Here is an 18642-nt window from a genome sequence, read left to right as displayed (position 1 = left end):
CTCGGAACTGAGGGTAGACTTGAGGGCATGAGGAAGCTCTTGGCGCGGCTTTTACTGAACACCCTCGCCCTTTGGTTGGTAAGCCTCCTGTATCGGGGGGTTTCCTTCGCCCCCGGCGCAGGGCTGGCCGACTACCTGGTGGCTGGTGCCATTTGGGGAGTGGCCAATGCGTTCCTGCGGCCTTTATTCCTCTTTCTCACCCTTCCCTTGAACCTCCTGACCCTAGGGCTTTTCACCCTGGTGGTGAACGGGGTGGTGCTGTACCTGGTGGCGCAAGCCACCGCCCTGCAGGTCCAGGGGTTCGCGGGGGCCTTTTGGGGAGCCCTGATTCTCTCCCTGGTGAGCCTCGTCCTCAATTGGCTTTTGCGCGACTGAAGCCCTTCCCCAACGGAGCGGGGAGGCCCAGGGCCTCAGCGAACGGTGAGCACTGGTCCCACCGCATGGCGCACCACGTACTCCGTGGTGCTTCCCAGGACCAACCTCCGGACAGGCGCACCCAAGACCAGAAGGTCCGAGGGGCTTTGCAGGGCCAACAGGTGCTCCGCCGCATCCCCGGTGAAGGCCAGAGCCTCCACCCTGATCCCCTGGTCCTGAAGGTAGGTTTCCGCCTCGAGGGCCCACGCCCCCGCCTGCACCGGGTCCTCATGCACGCTCACCACCCGCACAGGAAGGGAAAGGGGTCCCGCCAAGGAGGCCAGGGCGTGCAGGGCCCGCACCGCGCTCTCGGAAGCGTTGTACCCCAGAATGGCACCCTCGAGCTCCACGTAGTCGGTAGGCGCCACCAGCACCGGCGTGGGAGACGCGCGAAGCACCCGGTCCACGGTGCTACCCAACCCGGCAAAACTCCCCCCATGGGCCTCCCCGCTTCTTCCCATGACCAAGAGGTCTGCGGACCGGGCATGGCGCAGGATGACCTCGTGGGGCAAGCCGGTTTCCATGTGGAGCTCCACGGCTATTCCTGCCTCCTCTGCGCTCTTACCGATGCGCTCCAGGATGGCCTCCCCTTTGGCGGTCAGGGCCTTCTCCAGCTCCTCACGGTAGACGGGCAAGGGAATGGTGAGGGCACCCAGGTCCAAAAGCTCCGGCACCCGCATCAGGCGCGCATCTCGAACGTAAAGCGCCAGCAGCTTGGCGGAAAGCTTGTAGGCCAACCATTCGGCCAATACCTCTGCCCCCCGTGCCTGCGGCGAGCCATCCGTGGCCAAAAGGATCCTCATGGGTTTATCTTACGCCCGGGAGGGCACGGCTCCTCGGACCGAACGCGCCAAGATCCAGGCGGGAAAAAGCAACACTCCCAGGACCAGCAGAACGGGCATCACCCCAAAGACCTCGATCAGGTGGCCAATGGGCGCATAAAAGAGCCCCGCAAACCCCCAGGTAAAGCCCATGAGCAGGCCCGACACCGTAGCCGTCTGGCCAGGTTCCAGTTCCTGGGCCATTGCCACGGCCACGGGAATGCCCGCGTTCATCAGCGCCCCGGTAAGGGCCAGGAACACGAGGTACAAGGGATTCTCCGCAGGGAAGAAGAGGAGGGCCAGGTAAAGGGGAAGCCCAAAGGTAAGGGTGCCCACCAAAACCGCTTTCCGTCCCCAGCGGTCGGAGAGGGTGCCCCCCAAGAAAGCCCCCAGGGTGGCGGAAAAGCTGTAGGTGGACAGGCTCACGGCCGTGTAGGCATCGGTGATCCCCCTCTGGGCAAACCAGTAGGGCAAGGTGGTGGAGAAGCTCATGAAGACTAAGCTCCGCAGGGTGGCCATGCCCCAGAGCCGGGCCACATCTCCCCGAAAGACCCGGAGGAAGTCCCGCCACCCGGCAGGCCGCCCCTGCCGGCGCACGGGGGGAAGGCGCAGGAGGACCAAAGCCGGAAGCAACGCCAGGGGGGTGAGCCAAAAGAGGCCCTTCAGGCCCCAAGCCCCTACCGTGAAGAGAGCCACCACCGGCCCCAGGGAAAGGCCTAAGTAGCCTGCAGAGCCGAAGAAGGAGAGCCAGAACCCTCTACGGTTCCCCGGGGCCAGCTCCCCCACCAGGCTGGCCCCGGAAGCGTGGAAAAGGGCTGATCCCAGACCGGCGAGCCCCAGGACCAAGAGCAGCCCCTCAAAGCGGGGCCAGAGGCCCAAAGAACCCATCCCCAGGGCCACCAACACCGGTCCTAAGGCGGCGAGGACCCTCCGGTCCATTCGGTCCGCCACCAAGCCGGCCAGAGGCTGCAGGAGGCTTCCCGTGAGGGAGTACACAGACACCAGAAGACCCACCGTGCCCAAGCCCACCCCGAAGTGGGCCATGAGTTTGGGAAGAAGGGGGGTGAGGAAGTTGGAGAAGAGGTCGTTTACCGCGTGGAGCCAGGCCAGGAGAAGGGGCAACACCCTCCCATCGTAAACCCTGCTCTCACCGGGTGTGTGCTAAAATCCCTTCGTGCTTAGGGCTTTCCGGAAGGCCAAAAGAAAAATGGCGCGCCCGAGAGGACTCGAACCTCTGACCTTCGGCTCCGGAGGCCGACGCTCTATCCAGCTGAGCTACGGGCGCACTCAGCGGAAAGCATGGTAGCACGCACAGGAGGAGGCGGTCAAGTGTTCGGTATCAACAAAAAAGCCATCACCATCCTCTTCGGTCTATTGGCCTTGGCCTTCGCCGTGGGGGCCATCCTCCTCTTCACCCCCCAGGCGGGACAGCAAGCCCGGGGAAAACCCGTGCTGTGGGTGAACGGGAAAGCGGTCTACGAGCTGGACCTGCTCCGGCTTCAGGGGAACGACCCCCTATACGCGGCCAACCCTCAGGGGCTCCTGAAGGTATTGGTGGATACCCACTTCCTGGAGCAGGTGATCCTCACCGAGGCCCTCAAGCAGGACGCTGCCCGGGTCCGGGTGGGCAGCGCCGAGGTGCGCAAGGAGCTGGACCGCATCAAGGATCAGTTCGGGCTTAAGGAGAAGAAGGCCTACGAGCAGTTTCTCAACCAGGTGGGCTACACCGACGCCCAGCTCCGCGCAGAGATTAAAACCCAACTCCAGATCCAAAAGCGCCTGGAGCAAGTCCGCTCCGCGGCCAAGCCGACCCCGGAGGAGGTGCGGTTTTACTTTGAGGTCCACCAGGACAGCTATAAGGGCGAAGCCCGGGTAAAGGCCCGACAGATCGTGTTGGACGACAAAAAGCTGGCCGAGGAGATCCTGGCCAAGGCCAGGGCCGGGGAGGACTTCGCCGCCTTGGCCAAGCAGCACTCCAAGGTGGGCGCCGAGCAGGGAGGGGCCCTGGGGGCGGCACCGGGCGAGAGCACGCCCAAGCCCGTCACCAGGGTGGTCTTCCCCGAGAAAGTGGCGGAGGCGGTCTTCGCCCTGAAGGGGCCGGGCCTGGTGGGGCCGGTGGAAGCAGGCGGGCGCTACTACCTGGTGCAGGTGGAGGAACACTTGCCTGCCAAAACCCCCTCCTTTGAGGAGGTGAAGGACCAGGTGGAGAAGGACGCCCAAGAGGCCAAGGGCAACGGGGCCCTGGAAACCTACCTCGAGGACCTCCGCAAGAAGGCCCAGGTGCGCTTCGCCGAGGGCGTCTCGTACACCTACAAGAACCCCCCTGTCGCTAAGGTGAACGAAAAGGAGATCCTTCTCGCCCAAGTCCTGCAGCCGGTGTTTGCCAACCAGCAGACCGCCGCCCTCATCCAGCAGGGACTGGGCGAGCTAGCGGTGCAGTTCTTCCTGCCCCAGACCCTGGAAAGCCTAGTCGACCGCGAGCTCCTGGTGGAGGCCGCCAAGAAGAGCGGCAAGCCCTTCATCGGCAGCAAGGACGAGGTGGCCCAGGCTTACCTCCTGTACGAGACCCGGGACATCAGCGCCACCGAGGAGGAGGCGCGGAAGTTCTACGCGGAAAACCCTGCCCTCTTCACCGTGCCCGCCAGCGCCGAGGTGGTGGGGGTGGTCTTCAAGGCGGAGGCCAAGGCCAAGGCCTTCCGGGAAGCCGCCCTCAAGGGCGGGGACCTCCAGGCCCTGGCCAAGGCCCAGGAGGGCACGGTCACCGAGTACGGCACCGTGAACCCCAACCAGCTCCCCGCCGTCTTGGACCGCCTGGTCTTCAAGGTCAAGGAAACCTTCCCCAAGGGCCCCTTGGGCGAGGTAAGCGAGGTGGTAAAGCTGGAGGACGGCACCTTTGCCGTGCTCCTCGTCAAGAACCGGCAACCGGAGGTGCTGAAGCCCTTCGCCCAGGTGGTGGAGGAGGCCAAGCAGGGGGTCATCAACAAGAAGCGCCAGGCCAAGGCGCAGACCCTTATCCAGGAGCTCCGCAAGGCGGCCAAGGTGGAAAACCGCCTGAGCCAGGTGCTGGCGGAGCTCACCCCCAAGACCGAGGAGAAGCCCCAGGAAACCAAGCCCCAAGAGCAGGCGCCTGCCAAGCCCTAGCCCAAGGGAAACCCCGGGGGCCCTGGTCCAAGGTGGCCGGGGCCCCTTGGGGTTTTTAAGATGGGACCATGGACCTCCTCAAGCTCCTTACCCTCTACTACGAGGAACGCCCGAACCCGGAAGACCCCCTCCAGCGGGTGGCCTTCGGCACCAGCGGCCACCGGGGTACAAGCCTCAAGGGCACCTTCACCGAGGCCCACGTCCTGGCCATAGCCCAAGCCATTGCCGACTTGCGGGGCTCTTGGGGGGCCACGGGACCCCTCTTCCTGGCCAAGGACACCCACGCCCTCTCCGAGCCCGCCTGGGCCACGGCCCTTTCGGTCTTCGCCGCCAATGACCTTGAGGTACGCATCGCCGCGGACGGGGGCCCCACACCCACCCCCCTGGTCTCCCTGGCCATCCTGGAACACAATGCCCAGCACCCGGCCAAGGCCGACGGGGTCCTCCTCACCCCCAGCCACAACCCCCCCGAGGACGGGGGCTTCAAGTACAACCCCCCCACAGGCGGCCCCGCGGACACCCGCATCACCAAGACCATAGAGGAAAGGGCCAACGCCCTCCTTGCGGAAGGGCTAAAGGGAGTGAAGCACCTCCCCCTTCGGGAGGCCCTGAAAAGGGCCAAGCCCTTTGACTACGTGGGGCTTTATGTGGGAAAAATCCGGGAGGCGGTGGACCTCGAGGCCATCCGGGCCTCTGGCCTACGCCTTGGGGTGGACCCTTTAGGAGGAGCGAGCCTAAGGGTGTGGGAGCGGCTGGCCGAGGCCTACCGGTTAAACCTGGAGGTGGTAAACCCCACCCTAGACCCCGCCTTCCGCTTCATGCCCCCTGACCACGACGGCAAGATCCGCATGGACTGCTCCAGCCCCTACGCCATGGCGGGTCTGCTGGCGCTAAAGGAAGGCTTTGACCTGGCCATCGGCAACGACCCCGATGCCGACCGCCACGGCATCGTGACCAAGAGGGGCCTCATGAACCCCAACCATTACCTGGCCGCTGCCGTCCACCATCTCTACACCACCCGCACCTGGCCGGGGGCTAAGGTGGGCAAGACCGCCGTCACCAGCGCCCTTCTGGACCGGGTGGCCCAGGCCTTGGGCCGGGAGGTGTACGAGACCCCCGTGGGCTTCAAGTACTTTGTGGAGGGGCTTTTGGAAGGCTGGCTCGGCTTCGGGGGCGAAGAGAGCGCTGGAGCGAGCTTCCTCCGCTTTGACGGCAGGCCCTTCTCCACCGACAAGGACGGCCTCCTTCTGGGCCTTTTGGCGGCGGAAATGACGGCCAAGCGGGGGCAAGCCCCGGACGAGCTCTACGAGGAGCTGGCCCAGACCCTGGGCCGCCCCTACTACGCCCGCAAGGACCTCCCCATCTCTCCCGAGGCCAAGGCCAAGCTGGCCCGCCTCTCCCCCGAGGACGTGGAGGCAAAGGAGCTGGCAGAGGAACCCATCCTGGCCATCCTCACCCGGGCCCCGGGAAACGGGGAGCCCCTGGGAGGCCTCAAGGTGGTCACCCAAAGCGCCTGGTTCGCCGCCCGGCCCAGCGGCACCGAGGACGTGGCCAAGGTCTACGCGGAAAGCTTCAAGGGAGAAGCCCACCTGCAGGAGGTGCTGGAGGCGGCCATGGCCCTGGTGCGCCGGGCCCTTGCCTGATGCTTGTCCAGATTGGCCTCCCCAACGCCTCTCGCATTGACACCCCCCAAAACCCCGCATTAAGATGCGGCGGGCTGCATCCTAAGGCGTTGACAAAGGAGGCCGCGCATGGGAGTGCTGATAACCTTATCCCGGTGGATAGACGCCCTCACGGAAGGGGTGGGACGGCTGGTGGTGTGGCTGGTCCTCCTGGTGGCCCTGCTTTCCGCAGGCAACGCCGTTATGCGCTACGGCTTCAATTACAGCTCCAACGCCTACCTCGAGGCCCAGTGGTACATGTTCAGCCTCATCTTCCTCCTGGGGGGGGCCTACGCCCTGAAGCACAACGCCCACGTGCGCATCGACCTCGTCTTCGGCCGCTTCTCTAAGCGCACCCAGGCCTGGATCGACATCATAGGCACGGTGCTCTTCCTCCTGCCCATGGCCATAGGGGTCATCTACCTCTCCTGGGACTGGGCGAAAGGCTCCTTCCTCGGGCAGGAGATGTCTCCCGACGTAGGCGGTCTTCCCCGCTGGCCCATCAAGCTGGCCCTGCCCCTGGGCTTTGCCCTTTTGGCGCTTCAGGGCCTCTCTGAGCTCATTAAGCGCATCGCCTACCTCACGGGGCATATGCAACTGGTGGAGGAGGAAGGGGAGGTGAGGGAGTGAACCTGGAAAGCCTCATGCCCCCCCTGATGTTCCTGGCCCTCATTGTCTTCCTGCTCTCCGGGTACCCGGTGGCCTTCTCCCTGGGAGCAGTGGGCATCGTGTTCGGTTTTTTGGGGATAGCCCTGGACATCTTCCCCGCCCCTCTCCTACGGGCCATGCCCGACCGCATCTTCGGCATCATGTCCAACCAGCTCCTCCTGGCCATCCCCTTCTTCACCTTCATGGGCATCATCCTGGAGAAAAGCGGGCTGGCTGAGGACCTCCTGGACACCATGGGCAAGCTCTTCGGCCCCTTAAGGGGAGGGCTTGGCCTGAGCGTGGTCTTCGTGGGGGCCATCCTGGCGGCCACCACGGGGGTGGTGGCCGCCAGCGTCATGGCCATGGGGCTCATCTCCTTGCCCATCATGCTCAAGTACGGCTACAACCCCCGCTTCGCCAGCGGGGTGATCCTGGGCTCCGCCACCTTGGCCCAGATCATCCCCCCCAGCGTGGTGCTCATCGTCTTGGCGGATCAGCTGGGGGTGAGCGTGGGGGACATGTATAAAGCGGCCCTGATCCCCGCCGGGCTCACCGTGGGCTTCTACTTCCTTTACGTGATCTACGTGGCCCTCTTCCGCCCCAGGTGGGCCCCAGCCCTACCCCTGGAAGCCCGCCCCGATGCGGGCAAGGAGGCCCAGACGGCCTTTGCCCTCCTCTCGTACCTCTTGGTGGGAACCGGGGCCTATGCCGTGGGCCGCTTCCTCCCCTCCTGGGCGGAGTGGCTGGAAGTGCTGGTGGCTCTAGCCCTTTGGACCCTGGTCCTTCTGCCCTGGATCCGCAGAAACCGCCTCCTGCAACGGGCGCTCCTCTCCATGGTGCCTCCCCTGGTCCTCATCTTCCTGGTGCTGGGCACGGTGCTCATCGGCCTGGCCACCCCCACGGAGGCCGGGGCTATGGGGGTGGTGGGGGCCCTGATCCTGGCAGCCCTGAACCGCAGGCTCTCCTTCCCCGTGCTCTACGGGGCCATGGAGGGCACGGCCAAACTCACCGCCTTCGTCATCTTCATTCTCATCGGCTCTACCCTTTTCAGCCTGGTCTTCCGTGGCGTGGACGGGGACCTTTGGGTGGAAGGCTTCCTCACGGGCCTTCCAGGGGGTGAGGTGGGTTTCATCCTCTTCGTGATGGTTCTGGTCTTCCTCCTGGGCTTTTTCATCGACTTCTTTGAGATCGCCTTCATCGCCCTGCCCCTCCTGGCCATCGGCGCCGAGGCGCTCAACATCGACAAGCTGTGGTTCGGCCTCCTGGTGGGGGTGAACCTGCAGACCTCCTTCCTCACCCCGCCCTTCGGCTTCGCCCTCTTCTATCTGCGGAACGTGGCCCCCCGGGAGGTGAAGACCGGGGACATCTATCTAGGAGGCATCCCCTTCATCGGCCTCCAGCTCCTGGTCCTGGTCCTGGTCTACTTCCTGCGGGATCCCATCCTGCGCTTTGTAAATGGCCTAGGGGGCTGAAGGGGCAAGCTTAAGGGCCCGGGGCTTTGCGCCCCGGGCCCCTTGGATTTCCCCTACACCGCGGGGAAGGCGAACTGCTCGTAGCCCAGCTCCGCCACCCCGAACCAGCGGTACTGCTCCTCGCGGAACTTCTTCCAGGCGGTGTAAACCTTCTTGTAGAGGGCGTTCTTGGCCGCTTCTTCCTCGTAGAGTTCAAAAGCCGCCTTCTGCGCTGCCTTCAGAACGTCGGCGGGGAACTTCCTGAGGCGGACCCCGCTCTGCAACAAGGTCTGCAGGGCCTTGGGGTTTTGCGCGTCGTAGCGGGCTACCATGCTGAGGTTGGCCTCAGCAGCAGCCACCTCAAAGGCCTGCTGGTACTCCTTGGGGAGTTTCTGCCACTCCTTGAGGTTCACGATGAAGACCAGGGCAGGGCCGGGCTCCCACCAGCCGGGGTAGTAGTAGTACTTGGCCACCTTGTAAAAGCCCAGCTTCAGGTCATCGTAGGGACCCACCCATTCGGCAGCGTCCACGGTGCCGCGCTCCAGGGCAGGGTAGATATCGCCCCCCGCCAGGGTTTGCGGCACCACCCCGAGCCGGCTCATCACCACGCCGCCCAGGCCGGGAATGCGCATCTTGAGGCCCTTGAGGTCCTCCACGCTCTTGATCTCCTTGCGGAACCAGCCGCCCATCTGGGCACCCGTGTTCCCCCCAGGGAACTGGATCAAGCCGTAATCCGCATAGAGGGGCCGGGTGGCCTCGAGGCCCCCGCCGTGGTAAAACCATGCGTTTTGCTGGCGGGCAGTGAGGCCAAAGGGCAGAGCGGTGTCGAAGGCAAAGGCGGGGTTCTTGCCCACGTAGTAGTAGCTGGCGGTATGACCCACCTCCACCGTGCCCTGCTGCACCGCGTCCAGCACTTGCAAGCCGGGCACGATCTCCCCCGCCTGGTAAGGGCGGATCTGGAAGCGGCCGCCGGTGAGGGCGGAAACCCGCTCCGCCAGCACCTCCGCCGCCCCATAGATAGTGTCCAGGCTCTTGGGGAAGCTAGAGGCCAGCCGCCACCTCACGCTGGGCTGGGCCTGGGCAAAGACCGGGCCGAAGGCCGCGCTGGCCGCCACGCCGATACCCGCCTTCTTCAAAAAGTCCCGTCTTTTCATGAACAACCTCCTGACCACCCGCGTCCAGGGTAGGCTCAGAGGGAGTATACCGATAGACAGATAAAGTATGCAAGCCATACCCCGGGGGCCACCGCACCCCCGGGGCAAGAAGCGACGTCTAGAGGGCAGGGAAGGCGAACTGCTCGTAGCCCAGCTCCGCCACCCCGAACCAGCGGTACTGCTCTTCGCGGAACTTCTTCCAGGCGGTGTAGACCTTCCTGTAGGTGGCGTCCTTGGCGGATTCTTCCTCAAACCACTCGAAGGCCGCCTTCTGCGCCGCCTTAAGGACCTCGGCGGGCCACTTCCTGAGGCGAACCCCGTTCTTGATGAGGCGCTGGAGAGCTGCAGCGTTCAGCTGGTCGTACTTGGCCTGCATGGTGAGGTTCACCTCCGAAGCCGCCACCTCAATGGCCTGCTGATACTCCTTGGGAAGCTTCTGCCACTCCTTCAGGTTCACGTAGAGGGTGAGCTGGGTTCCAGGCTCATGCCAGCCGGGGTAGTAATAGTACTTGGCCACCTTGTAGAAGCCCAGCTTCTCGTCGTCGTAGGGGCCCACCCACTCGGTGGCGTCAATGGCGCCGCGCTCCAGGGCAGGGTAGATGTCGCCGCCCGCCAGCACCTGGGGCACCACCCCGAGGCGGCTCATCACCTGGCCGCCGGGGCCAGGGATGCGCATCTTGAGGCCCTTCAGGTCCGCCAGGCCCTTGATCTCCTTGCGGAACCAGCCGCCCATCTGCACCCCCGTATTGCCCGCGGGGAACTGGATGATGCCGAAATCGGCGAAGATGGGCCGGAAGAGGCCAATGCCGCCCCCATGGTACATCCAGGCGTTCTGCTGGCGGTAGGTGAGGCCGAAAGGCACCCCCGCGTCAAAGGCCAGGGCTTGGCTCTTGCCCACGTAGTAGTAGCTGGCGGTCTGGCCCATCTCCACGGTACCTTGTTGTACCGCGTCCAGCACCTGTAACCCGGGCACGATCTCCCCCGCCTGGTAGACGCGGATCTGCAACTTGCCTCCCGTGAGCTCCGCCACCCTTTGAGCAAACTCCTCGGCCCCGCCGAAAAGCGTGTCTAGGCTTTTGGGAAAGCTACTGGTAAGGCGCCACCTCACCGTGGGCTGGGCCTGGGCAAAGACCGGGCCGAACGCTGCGCTGGCCGCTACGCCAATACCCGCCTTCCTTAAGAAGTCTCTCCGCTTCATTGTTGACCTCCTTCGTGGTCCGGGGGGATTATACCCCGGGTCCGGATGGGGGGCGCAAGCCCCCTTCCCCCTTCCCGCAGGCCCTAGCGCACGTAAAAGTACGTTTCCGCGACATGAGGATGGAGGGCCCTCGAGGCCTCCAGGTACACCCGGAGCCGGGCGTCCCAGTCGGTGAAGAAACCCTCCAACCGCAAAGCACCGGGCTCGGTGTCGGTGTAGATGGCCCGCACCCGGTGAAGGCCCCGGGGCGGGGTAAGGGTGTAGCGGTAAGCTCCTGGAGGAAGCACGTGCGTGCCCCGGACCAGGTAGAAGCGGTCCAGCTCGTAGGTGCGCCTGTCCGGATCCACCACCACCAGGCTGACCCAGCCTGGGCTCTCCAGGGTGAGGAAGAAGCGGATATCCTCCCCCACGAAGTAGGTGGCCCCCACTCCCCGGTCGGGCTCAAAGCGCAGGATGGCCGGGGTGAGGTCCAGGCGGTAGGTGAGGGAAACCCCCTCGAGGGTCACGGTGCAGGCGGAAAACAGGCCCGCCAGGAGCACGACAAGAAGCCGCATGGACACCTCCGCTTTCCAGCTTAGCCCGAAAGCTACCTAAGGCCCTTCAGGAAACCTTAAGGCCGCCTGGGCCACAGGGGCGTAGCGCCTGCGATGGACGGAAGAAGGCCCCAGGCGGGCCAGGGCCTCCTGATGCTCCGGGGTGCCATAGCCCTTGTGCCGGGCAAAGCCGTAGCCTGGGTAAAGGGCATCCAGCTCCACCATGAGCCCGTCCCGGTGCACCTTGGCCAGGATGCTGGCCGCGGCCACGCTGGGGCTATGTTGGTCCGCCTTGGGAGGAGCCAGAAGGGGCGAGGCGGTGGCCACCTGGAGGTAGTCGGTGACCAGGGCCTCAGGAGGAGGGTGCAAGAGGGCCAAGGCCCTTTGGGCCGCCAAAAGGGTGGCCCTCAGGGGCCCCAGGCGGTCCACCTCCGCCACCTCCGCCACCCCCAGGGCCGAGGCCAGGGCCACCCGGCGCACCTCCTCCGCCAAGCGCTCCCGTTCCCTGGGGCTTAGGAGCTTGGAATCCCGAAAAGGGTAGCGCCCGGGAGGCAGGATCACCGCCCCCACCACGATGGGGCCCGCCCAGGCCCCCCGGCCAGCCTCGTCTATCCCGGCCACAAGGAGGCCCTTCCGCCAAAAGGGAGTTTCCAAAGGCTCCACCCCTAGCCTCCTCCCCTATGCTAAAGGCCATGAAGGCCCGCGTCACCTGCCCCCTGGACTGCCCCGACGCCTGCAGCCTCCTCCTCACCCTGGAAGAGGGGAGGCTGGCCCGGGTGGAGGGCGACCCCCGCCACCCGGTCACCCGGGGCTTCGCCTGCGCCAAGACCTACCGCTACCCGGAAAGGGCGAAGGCGCGCCTCCTCTACCCCATGCGCCGGGTGGGGCGGAAGGGGGAGGGCCGTTTTGAAAGGATTTCCTGGGAGGAGGCCTTAGGGGCAATCGCCGAACAGCTCAAGGCCATCCTGGACGCCCACGGGGGCGAGGCGGTGCTGCCCTACCACTACGCGGGCACCATGGGCCTGGTGGAGAACCAGCACCCCTTGGCCTTCTTCCGGGCCATCGGGGCCAGCGAGCTAGAGGAAACCATCTGCTCCACCGCGGGGAGCGCCGCCTGGGAGATGACCTACGGGCCCCGCCTGGCCCCAGACCTCGAGGACATCCCCCAGGCCCGCCACATCCTCCTCTGGGGCATCAACAGCCTCTCCACCAACAGCCACCTCACCCCCTTCCTCAAGGAGGCCAGGCGCCGGGGGGCCAAGGTGGTCCACGTGGACCCCTACGAAAACCCCACGAGCCGCTTCGCCCATGAGCACCTCAAGCTCCGCCCCGGCACCGACGCCGCCTTGGCCTACGCCCTCGCCCACGTGCTCTTCCGGGAAGGCTGGGTGGACCGGGCCTACCTGGAGGAAGCGGCCACAGGGGTGGAGGCCTTCCAGGAGGAGGCGGCGAGGTGGACGCCCAAGAGGGCCAGCGCCCTCACCGGGGTGCCGGAGGAGGCCATAGAACGGCTGGCCCGGGAGCTGGGAGAGGCGAAGCGGGTCTTCGTAAGGGTGGGCTACGGCATGACCCGCCACCCCGGCGGGGGCAACGCCCTAAGGGCGGTGATCCTCCTTCCCGCCCTCCTAGGGGCCTGGCGCTACCCGGGGTGCGGGGCCATGCTCTCCACCAGCGGGGCCTTTCCCCTAAACAAGCGTTTCCTGGGGGGAAGGCACCTCCTGGAAGGAATGCGCCCCCACGAGGGCTATTTCCGGCCCAACCCCCAGGCGCGCCGGGTGAACATGAACCAGCTGGCCAGCGCCCTCACCCGCCTGGATCCCCCCATAAGGGCCCTCTTCGTCTTCAACTCCAACCCTCTGGTGGTGGCCCCGGACACGGGGAGGGTGAAGGAGGGCTTATTGCGGGAGGACCTCTTCACCGTGGTCCTGGAGCAGGTGATGACGGAAACCGCCCGCTACGCGGACTACCTCCTCCCCGCCACCCTCTTCTACGAGCACCCGGACCTCTACACCAGCTACGGCCACTACTACCTCTCCTGGAACGAGCCCCTGGTCCCCCCAGAAGGGGAAGCCAAGCCCAACACCTGGGTCTTCCGGGAGCTGGCGCGGCGGCTTGGCCTAAAGGAGCCCACCCTCTACTGGGAGGCGGAAGACGTGGCCAGGAGCCTCCTGGACACCGACCACCCCTACCTAGAGGGGATCACCCTGGAGCGGCTCAAGCGGGAGGGCTTCGTGAAGCTCCACCTCCCCAAGCCCTTCCTGCCCTTCGCCCAAGGCCCCGTGCGCTTCAGCCCCCCGCCGGAGGTCATCCCCACCGAGCCCCTGCCGGACTACCCCCTGATCCTCCTCACCCCCCCCGCCCACCGCTTCCTCAACACCACCTACGGGAACGTGCGGGAACTGGTGGAAGCGGAAGGGGGGGAGCCCGTCCTCCTCATCCACCCCCTGGACGCGGAGGCCCGGGGGGTGACGGACGGCAGCCTGGTCTACCTCCGCTCCCCCCAGGGCCAGGTGGTGCGCAAGGCCAGGGTGACGGAGGCCCCCATCCCGGGGACGGTGGTCCTCGAGGGCACCTGGTGGGAGAAGTGGGCCCCGGACGGCAAGGGGGTGAACCACCTCACCTCGGAAAGGCTCACCGACCTGGGGGGCGGGAGCACCTTCCACTCCACCCCGGTGGAGGTGGAGCCCCTCCGCCTGGCCTGATCATGGAAACCCTGGTGCTGGTAAACCTCTTCCACGAGCTGGCCCTGAAGGGCCAAAACCGCCCTCTCTTCTTTAAAAGAGCCAAGGACCACGTGCAGCGGGCCCTCAAGGGCACGGGGGCCAGGTTGGAGGCCAAGTGGCCCATGGCCCTCCTCTTCCGCCTGCCCGCGCCCGCCTGGCCCGAGGCCAGGGCGCGCCTTAAGGACACGTTGGGCGTGGAGAGCTTCGCCCGGGTGCTGCGCACGGCGGCGGACCTCGAGGCCCTGAAGTCCGCCCTGGCGCAGATCCTCCCCGAGGAGCGCTTCCAGAGCTTCCGCATCACCGCCCAGCGCTCCGACAAGGGCTTCCCCTTCCCCTCCCCGGAGGTAGAGCAAGTCTTAGGAGCCTTCGTGAAGGAAAGGACTGGCGCCCAGGTGCGGCTCAAGGGAGCGGAGAGAGAGTTCCGGGTGCGCATCCTGCCCCAGGCCGCCCTCTTGGAGCTGGAGCGCCACCCGGGACCCGGGGGGCTTCCCCCAGGGGTTTCCGGGAAGGTGGTGGCCTTGCTTTCCGGCGGGGTCGACTCCCCCGTGGCCGCCTACCGCCTTATGCGCCGGGGAGCGGAAGTGGCCCTGGTGCACTTCCACCCCTTCCCCCTCCTCTCCGGGCAGAGCCGGGAGAAGGCCAAGGCTATCGCCGAGCGCCTGGTGCGCTTCCAGCACCGCATCACCCTCCACCTGGTTCCCTTCAGTGAGGTGCAGCGGCAGATCATCCTCGAGGCCCCCAAGGCCTACCGGGTGGTCCTCTACCGCCGCTACATGCTCCGCATCGCCGAGGCCATTGCCAAGGAGGAGGGGGCCCTGGCCTTGGTCACCGGGGACAGCCTGGGCCAGGTGGCCTCGCAGACCCTGGAAAATCTTCATGTGGTTAACCAGGCCGCCACCCTCCCCGTCTTCCGCCCCCTCATCGGCTTCCACAAGGAGGAGATCAAAGCCGAGGCCTTGCGCATCGGCACCTACCCCCTTTCCATCCTTCCCGACGAGGAATGCTGCACCCTTTTCGCCCCCAAGCACCCCGTGACCCAAGCCCAGCTCCCCGTGGTGCTGGAGGTGGAAAGCCGCCTCTCCACCGACGAGCTCATCGCCCTGGCCCTTAAGGACCGGGAGGTGGTGCGCTACGCCTGGCCGGGGCAAAAACCCCTACCAGAGGCTCAGGAGAAGGCCCCTATAATGGAGCATGGACCTCTTCACGGCTAAAGCCCTCCTGGAGAGGGGCGAAACCACTCCCTTGGCCCTTTTGGAGGAAGCCTTGGAAAGGGCCCGGGCCTTCCAGGACCGCAACGCCTTGGCTTACCTGGACGAGGAGGGGGCAAGGCGGGAAGCCCAAAGGCTTACGGAGGAGCTTAGGCGGGGAGCGGTGCGGGGACCCCTCCACGGCCTGCCCCTCACGGTGAAGGACCTCTTTCCCGTGAAGGGCATGCCCACCCGCGCGGGCACCCAAGCCCCCCTCCCCCCCTTGCCCGAGGAGGCGGCGGCGGTGCACCGCCTGAGGGAGGCGGGCGCCCTCCTCTTCGCCAAAACCAACATGCACGAGGTGGCCCTGGGCATCACCGGGGAAAACCCCTGGACAGGCCCGGTGAAAAACGCCATCGACCCCACCCGTCAGGCGGGGGGCTCTAGCGGCGGAAGCGCCGTGGCTGTGGCCTTGGGGATCGGCCTCGCCTCCTTGGGCACGGACACCGGGGGGTCCATCCGCATCCCTGCCGCCTTCAACGGGGTGGTGGGCTTCAAGCCCTCCTTCGGCCGGGTGAGCCTGGAGGGGGCCCTGCCCCTTTCCCGCTCCACCGACCATGCGGGGCCCATCGCCAAGACGGTGCGGGATGCCCACTTCCTCACGGAGATCCTGGCCGGGGAAAGCATCCCCCTCGAGGGCCCGCAAAACCCCACCTTCGGCGTGCCCCTGGACTTCCTGGAGGGGAGGCTTGGGGTAGGGGTGCGGAAGGCCTTTTCCCGCCTCCTGGAAGACCTGCCCGGCCTTCGGGCCGAGGTGAGGGAGGTTTCCCTCCCCCTCCCCGGGGTCTACGAGGTCTACACCCGCCTGGTGCGCTACGAGGCGGCCCGCATCCACGAAAAGGCCCTAAGGGAGCACCCCGAGGGTTTCTCGCCTCAGGTGCGGGAGGCCCTCTTGGCGGGGCTTGCCCTCACGGAGAAGGACTACCGGGATGCGGTGGCGGAACGGGAGGCCCTGCGCCTTCAGCTGGTGAAGGCCCTAAGGGGCGTGGATGCCCTCCTCCTCCCCGCCCAGCCCCTCCCCGCGCCCCCCTTGGGCACGGAGGAGGTGGAGCTGGAATCGGGGAAGAAGAGCCACCGGGAGGCCTTCATCACCCTCACCCTGCCCTTTAGCCTCCTGGGGGTGCCCACCCTAACCCTGCCCTTCGCCCGGGTGGAGGGGATGCCCGTGGGGCTCCAGGTGGTGGGGCCCTACGCCGAGGACGGGCGGGTCCTGGCCATCGGAGGGTGGCTCGAGGCCCGGCTCCGGCTCTAAAGGGAGCCTCCGGGGGCGGCGGGTCGCTACCCCCGGAGGAAGCCAGCTAGCTCTAGCGAGGGACGTAAGGAGGCAAGGGGTTCTTGGCCTTCATGAGAAAAGCCTCACTCCCCGTAGATCCCACCACGTAGACCTCACCTTTAGGACCCAGAGCCAAGGCGTACGTCAGGTTGTCGTCGTCCGTACCGGACTGGAGCACGGAACGAAGCTCGCCCTTGGAGGAATATTCCAGAACAAACACATCCGCCCCGCCCGCGCCTATGTAGCCCGGAAGGTTCCCCGTCGCCGAATCCGCCAGGTACACCTGGCCCCCTGGGGCTACAGCCACATAGGCCGAGCCCGTGATAACCCCTTCGCCCTCCACGACACCTACACCAAACTCTTGCACCCAGAGTCTCTCCCCTCTGCCATCCAGCTTCAGGAGGAAGGCTTTGGTGCCTAGACCCTTATTCAAAAAGCTCCCTTTGGTGGTGCCGCCCACGTAAATCCCCGTGGCATCCACCGCCACGGACTGACCGCGGTCGTCCCTCTCCGTTCCGTACTGCCGCGCCCAAACCCTATTCCCCCGAAGGTCAAACTTCACCAAGAAAACGTCTTCGCCCCCGTAACCGCGCTGGCCAGGAAAGACCGAGTCGGTGGTGCCCACCAGGTAGACAAAGCCGTCGCTCCCCACCGCCAACCCGAGGGTCACATCCCCACCCGGGGAACCTCCCTGGCGGGTCCAGAGGAGGTTGCCATCGCCATCCAGCTTGGCCAAGAAGTAGTCCCGGTCCCCGGCGTTTCTCTGGCCGGGGAAGGCACCATAGGTGAAGCCCCCCACGTACAAGTTGCCCTGCCTGTCCACACCCAGTCCCGTCACCTTGTCCCAAAAGGGGGTGCCGTACTGCTTCGCAAAGATGCGCTTACCCTCGGGCGTGAACTTGACCACGAAGAAGTCCCAGTCCCCTCGGCTGGCTCCGCCCAAGGAGCCCAAGGTGTGCCCCGCGGCGTAGACGTTCCCAACCTTATCCACCGTTACGGCGAATATACCGTCCGCCTGAGAAGTGCCGAATTGCTTAAGCCAGAGGAGTTTCCCCGAAGGATCGAAACGAGCCAAGAAGGCGTCCTCCCCGCCCTGGTGCACCTGACCGGGCAGAGTTCCGGAGGTGTACCCCCCCCACGTACACGTAGCCCTTGGGGTCCACGGCTACCGATGTCGCATTGGTTTCTGGGACGAAGAAGAAAACGGGCGTGGCTCCCCAGGTCTTGACCCAGTACGTCCCATACCAGCCCTTGGCCGGGGACGGAGGTGGCGGGGGCGGAGGGGGCGGTGTGGCAGGAGCCGTAACCTGGGCCAAGTAGTTAAGCACCAGACCCGTCACCACCCAGCTGGCCTCATCCTCCACCTGAACGAGATACACGCCGTCAGGCCCCAGGCCATAAAGGTAGGTCCCCAATAGGAAAAAGTCCGTCCAAAGCACGCCTGGGCGGTGGACGATCACCACCGGCGAGGCGGGTTCCGCTATATCCAGGAGGTAAAGCCCCGCCTCGGCAAGGACGTACAAGCGGTTGCCCACCCGGTTCAGGTACCAGGCGGAAAAGCCCGGAAGCCCTGTCACGTAGACGAGCTCGGCGGGCGCCTTGTAGCGGTACACCCGCAGGCCGCTCCCACCCCCGAGGTAGAGGAAGTCCTGGTGCCAAACCAGGGAGAAGACAGGCTCTTTGAGGACCAAGCGGATCCCCTGGGCGCCCTGCCCGATCGCCAGAGCCCAAAGCCCAGAAGCGCCTCCAAAGTACAGGTACCCCTGCCGCTCCCCTATGGAGTAGATGGGACCCGCTTCCCGGCGCCAGAGGACAGACAAAGCCGGCCCCTTCCACACCACCGCGACCACACCCTCTGCGGTACCCAAGTAAAGAACGTCTCGTACAAACAAAAGGCTGTAAACCGCCTTATCCCGCAAATAAACCCTCTGCTCCAGGCTCCCTGGCCCCTTCACCCGGAATACCCTTACCCCATCGGCACAGCCCACGTAGAGCAAATCCCCCACCAGCTGGAGGGCATAGGCCACAAAGCCCTTGACGTGAGCCACCAGCTTGGGATTCTTGGGATCGGTAAGGTCCATGACCTTCAGCCCGTCCCGGGTGGCCAAGTAGCTGATCTTTCCCGAGACCACGGAGGCATAGGCGCCGAACTTTTGCGCAAAACGGGGGTTCTCCACCCGCTCCACCGCCGGGACTTGTTCGCTGGAAGCCATTAGCGGCAGATCGGGCAGGCGCAGGGCGTAAACAAAAGCGCCTGCGGGAGAAACGACCCAGAGGCTCTCTGGGGAGAGGAAGAGGCTCGTGTAGACCAGGGCCAGACTTGACCGTTATACCGCATAGAGCCCCAGGAACCTGAGGGCGGAGAGGGGATGGAAGGA

16 protein-coding genes and 1 tRNA gene are annotated in these 18642 nt (G+C 65.8%); 8 read left to right on the top strand and 9 right to left on the bottom strand.

Annotated elements, in window-relative coordinates; genetic code table 11:
* The first annotated feature begins 27 nt into the window (after positions 1 to 27).
* Positions 28 to 375 carry a phage holin family protein gene (locus L1088_RS07950; protein WP_234554458.1) on the top strand — a complete coding sequence of 116 codons (348 nt, stop codon included), beginning with the start codon at positions 28 to 30 and terminating at the stop codon, positions 373 to 375.
* Between the two features lie 35 nt (positions 376 to 410).
* Here the strand turns inward: L1088_RS07950 and L1088_RS07945 are convergent, their stop codons facing one another.
* From L1088_RS07945 to L1088_RS07935, 3 genes are all read right to left on the bottom strand, one after another.
* Positions 411 to 1217, bottom strand: a complete 807-nt coding sequence (locus tag L1088_RS07945) for a universal stress protein (RefSeq protein ID WP_234554457.1) — start codon at positions 1215 to 1217, stop codon at positions 411 to 413.
* Positions 1218 to 1226: 9 nt separating this feature from the next.
* On the bottom strand, positions 1227 to 2360 hold the full coding sequence (locus L1088_RS07940) for an MFS transporter (protein ID WP_234554456.1): 1134 nt from the start codon (positions 2358 to 2360) through the stop codon (positions 1227 to 1229).
* An 83-nt stretch (positions 2361 to 2443) separates the two neighbouring features.
* Positions 2444 to 2520: transfer RNA gene (locus L1088_RS07935), tRNA-Arg, on the bottom strand.
* A gap of 44 nt (positions 2521 to 2564) precedes the next feature.
* Between L1088_RS07935 and L1088_RS07930 the strand changes: the two genes are divergently transcribed.
* The 4 genes from L1088_RS07930 to L1088_RS07915 all read left to right on the top strand — a co-directional run bounded on the left by L1088_RS07930 (position 2565) and on the right by L1088_RS07915 (position 8157).
* Positions 2565 to 4376: a peptidylprolyl isomerase gene (locus L1088_RS07930; protein ID WP_234554455.1), complete on the top strand. Its 1812-nt coding sequence runs from the start codon at positions 2565 to 2567 to the stop codon at positions 4374 to 4376.
* Between the two features lie 68 nt (positions 4377 to 4444).
* A complete protein-coding gene (locus tag L1088_RS07925) occupies positions 4445 to 6019 on the top strand; it encodes a phosphoglucomutase (RefSeq protein ID WP_234554454.1) in 1575 nt (524 codons plus the stop codon).
* A gap of 108 nt (positions 6020 to 6127) precedes the next feature.
* The gene (locus tag L1088_RS07920; protein WP_234554453.1) at positions 6128 to 6667 is read left to right on the top strand and encodes a TRAP transporter small permease subunit; all 540 of its coding nucleotides are present in this window, start codon (positions 6128 to 6130) and stop codon (positions 6665 to 6667) included.
* Positions 6664 to 8157: a TRAP transporter large permease gene (locus L1088_RS07915; RefSeq protein WP_234554452.1), complete on the top strand. Its 1494-nt coding sequence runs from the start codon at positions 6664 to 6666 to the stop codon at positions 8155 to 8157. Before L1088_RS07920 ends, L1088_RS07915 begins: the two co-directional genes overlap by 4 nt.
* Positions 8158 to 8210: 53 nt before the next feature.
* On the opposite strand, the gene L1088_RS07910 is transcribed toward L1088_RS07915, so the two are convergent.
* From L1088_RS07910 to rnhB, 4 genes are all read right to left on the bottom strand, one after another.
* Positions 8211 to 9290 carry a TRAP transporter substrate-binding protein gene (locus L1088_RS07910; protein ID WP_234554451.1) on the bottom strand — a complete coding sequence of 360 codons (1080 nt, stop codon included), beginning with the start codon at positions 9288 to 9290 and terminating at the stop codon, positions 8211 to 8213.
* Positions 9291 to 9408: 118 nt separating this feature from the next.
* Positions 9409 to 10488, bottom strand: a complete 1080-nt coding sequence (locus L1088_RS07905; RefSeq protein ID WP_234554450.1) for a TRAP transporter substrate-binding protein — start codon at positions 10486 to 10488, stop codon at positions 9409 to 9411.
* Positions 10489 to 10571: 83 nt separating this feature from the next.
* Complete coding sequence (locus L1088_RS07900; RefSeq protein WP_234554449.1) at positions 10572 to 11042, bottom strand: DUF4384 domain-containing protein; 471 nt, start codon at positions 11040 to 11042, stop codon at positions 10572 to 10574.
* A 36-nt stretch (positions 11043 to 11078) separates the two neighbouring features.
* Positions 11079 to 11684, bottom strand: coding sequence for a ribonuclease HII (gene rnhB, locus L1088_RS07895; protein WP_234554448.1), 606 nt, complete (start codon positions 11682 to 11684; stop codon positions 11079 to 11081).
* A gap of 29 nt (positions 11685 to 11713) precedes the next feature.
* Between rnhB and L1088_RS07890 the strand changes: the two genes are divergently transcribed.
* The 3 genes from L1088_RS07890 to L1088_RS07880 are packed head-to-tail and all read left to right on the top strand — an operon-like array spanning position 11714 to position 16243.
* Positions 11714 to 13723 carry a molybdopterin oxidoreductase family protein gene (locus L1088_RS07890; RefSeq protein ID WP_234554447.1) on the top strand — a complete coding sequence of 670 codons (2010 nt, stop codon included), beginning with the start codon at positions 11714 to 11716 and terminating at the stop codon, positions 13721 to 13723.
* Positions 13724 to 13725: 2 nt separating this feature from the next.
* Complete coding sequence (thiI, locus tag L1088_RS07885) at positions 13726 to 14955, top strand: tRNA uracil 4-sulfurtransferase ThiI (protein WP_234554446.1); 1230 nt, start codon at positions 13726 to 13728, stop codon at positions 14953 to 14955.
* On the top strand, positions 14936 to 16243 hold the full coding sequence (locus L1088_RS07880; protein ID WP_234554445.1) for an amidase: 1308 nt from the start codon (positions 14936 to 14938) through the stop codon (positions 16241 to 16243). The genes thiI and L1088_RS07880 overlap by 20 nt, the downstream gene beginning before the upstream one ends.
* Before the next feature lie 52 nt (positions 16244 to 16295).
* Here L1088_RS07880 and L1088_RS07875 read toward each other — a convergent pair whose 3' ends face one another.
* Both L1088_RS07875 and L1088_RS07870 read right to left on the bottom strand, forming a co-directional pair.
* Complete coding sequence (locus L1088_RS07875; RefSeq protein ID WP_369123617.1) at positions 16296 to 17366, bottom strand: SBBP repeat-containing protein; 1071 nt, start codon at positions 17364 to 17366, stop codon at positions 16296 to 16298.
* On the bottom strand, positions 17299 to 18477 hold the full coding sequence (locus tag L1088_RS07870; protein ID WP_234554443.1) for an LVIVD repeat-containing protein: 1179 nt from the start codon (positions 18475 to 18477) through the stop codon (positions 17299 to 17301). The genes L1088_RS07875 and L1088_RS07870 overlap by 68 nt, the downstream gene beginning before the upstream one ends.
* Positions 18478 to 18642: the final 165 nt, after the last annotated feature.

It is taken from the genome of Thermus caliditerrae (assembly GCF_021462525.1).
GTDB lineage: Bacteria > Deinococcota > Deinococci > Deinococcales > Thermaceae > Thermus > Thermus caliditerrae.
Note: the sequence above shows the minus strand (reverse complement) of the source record. Positions and strands in the feature narration are given on the sequence as shown.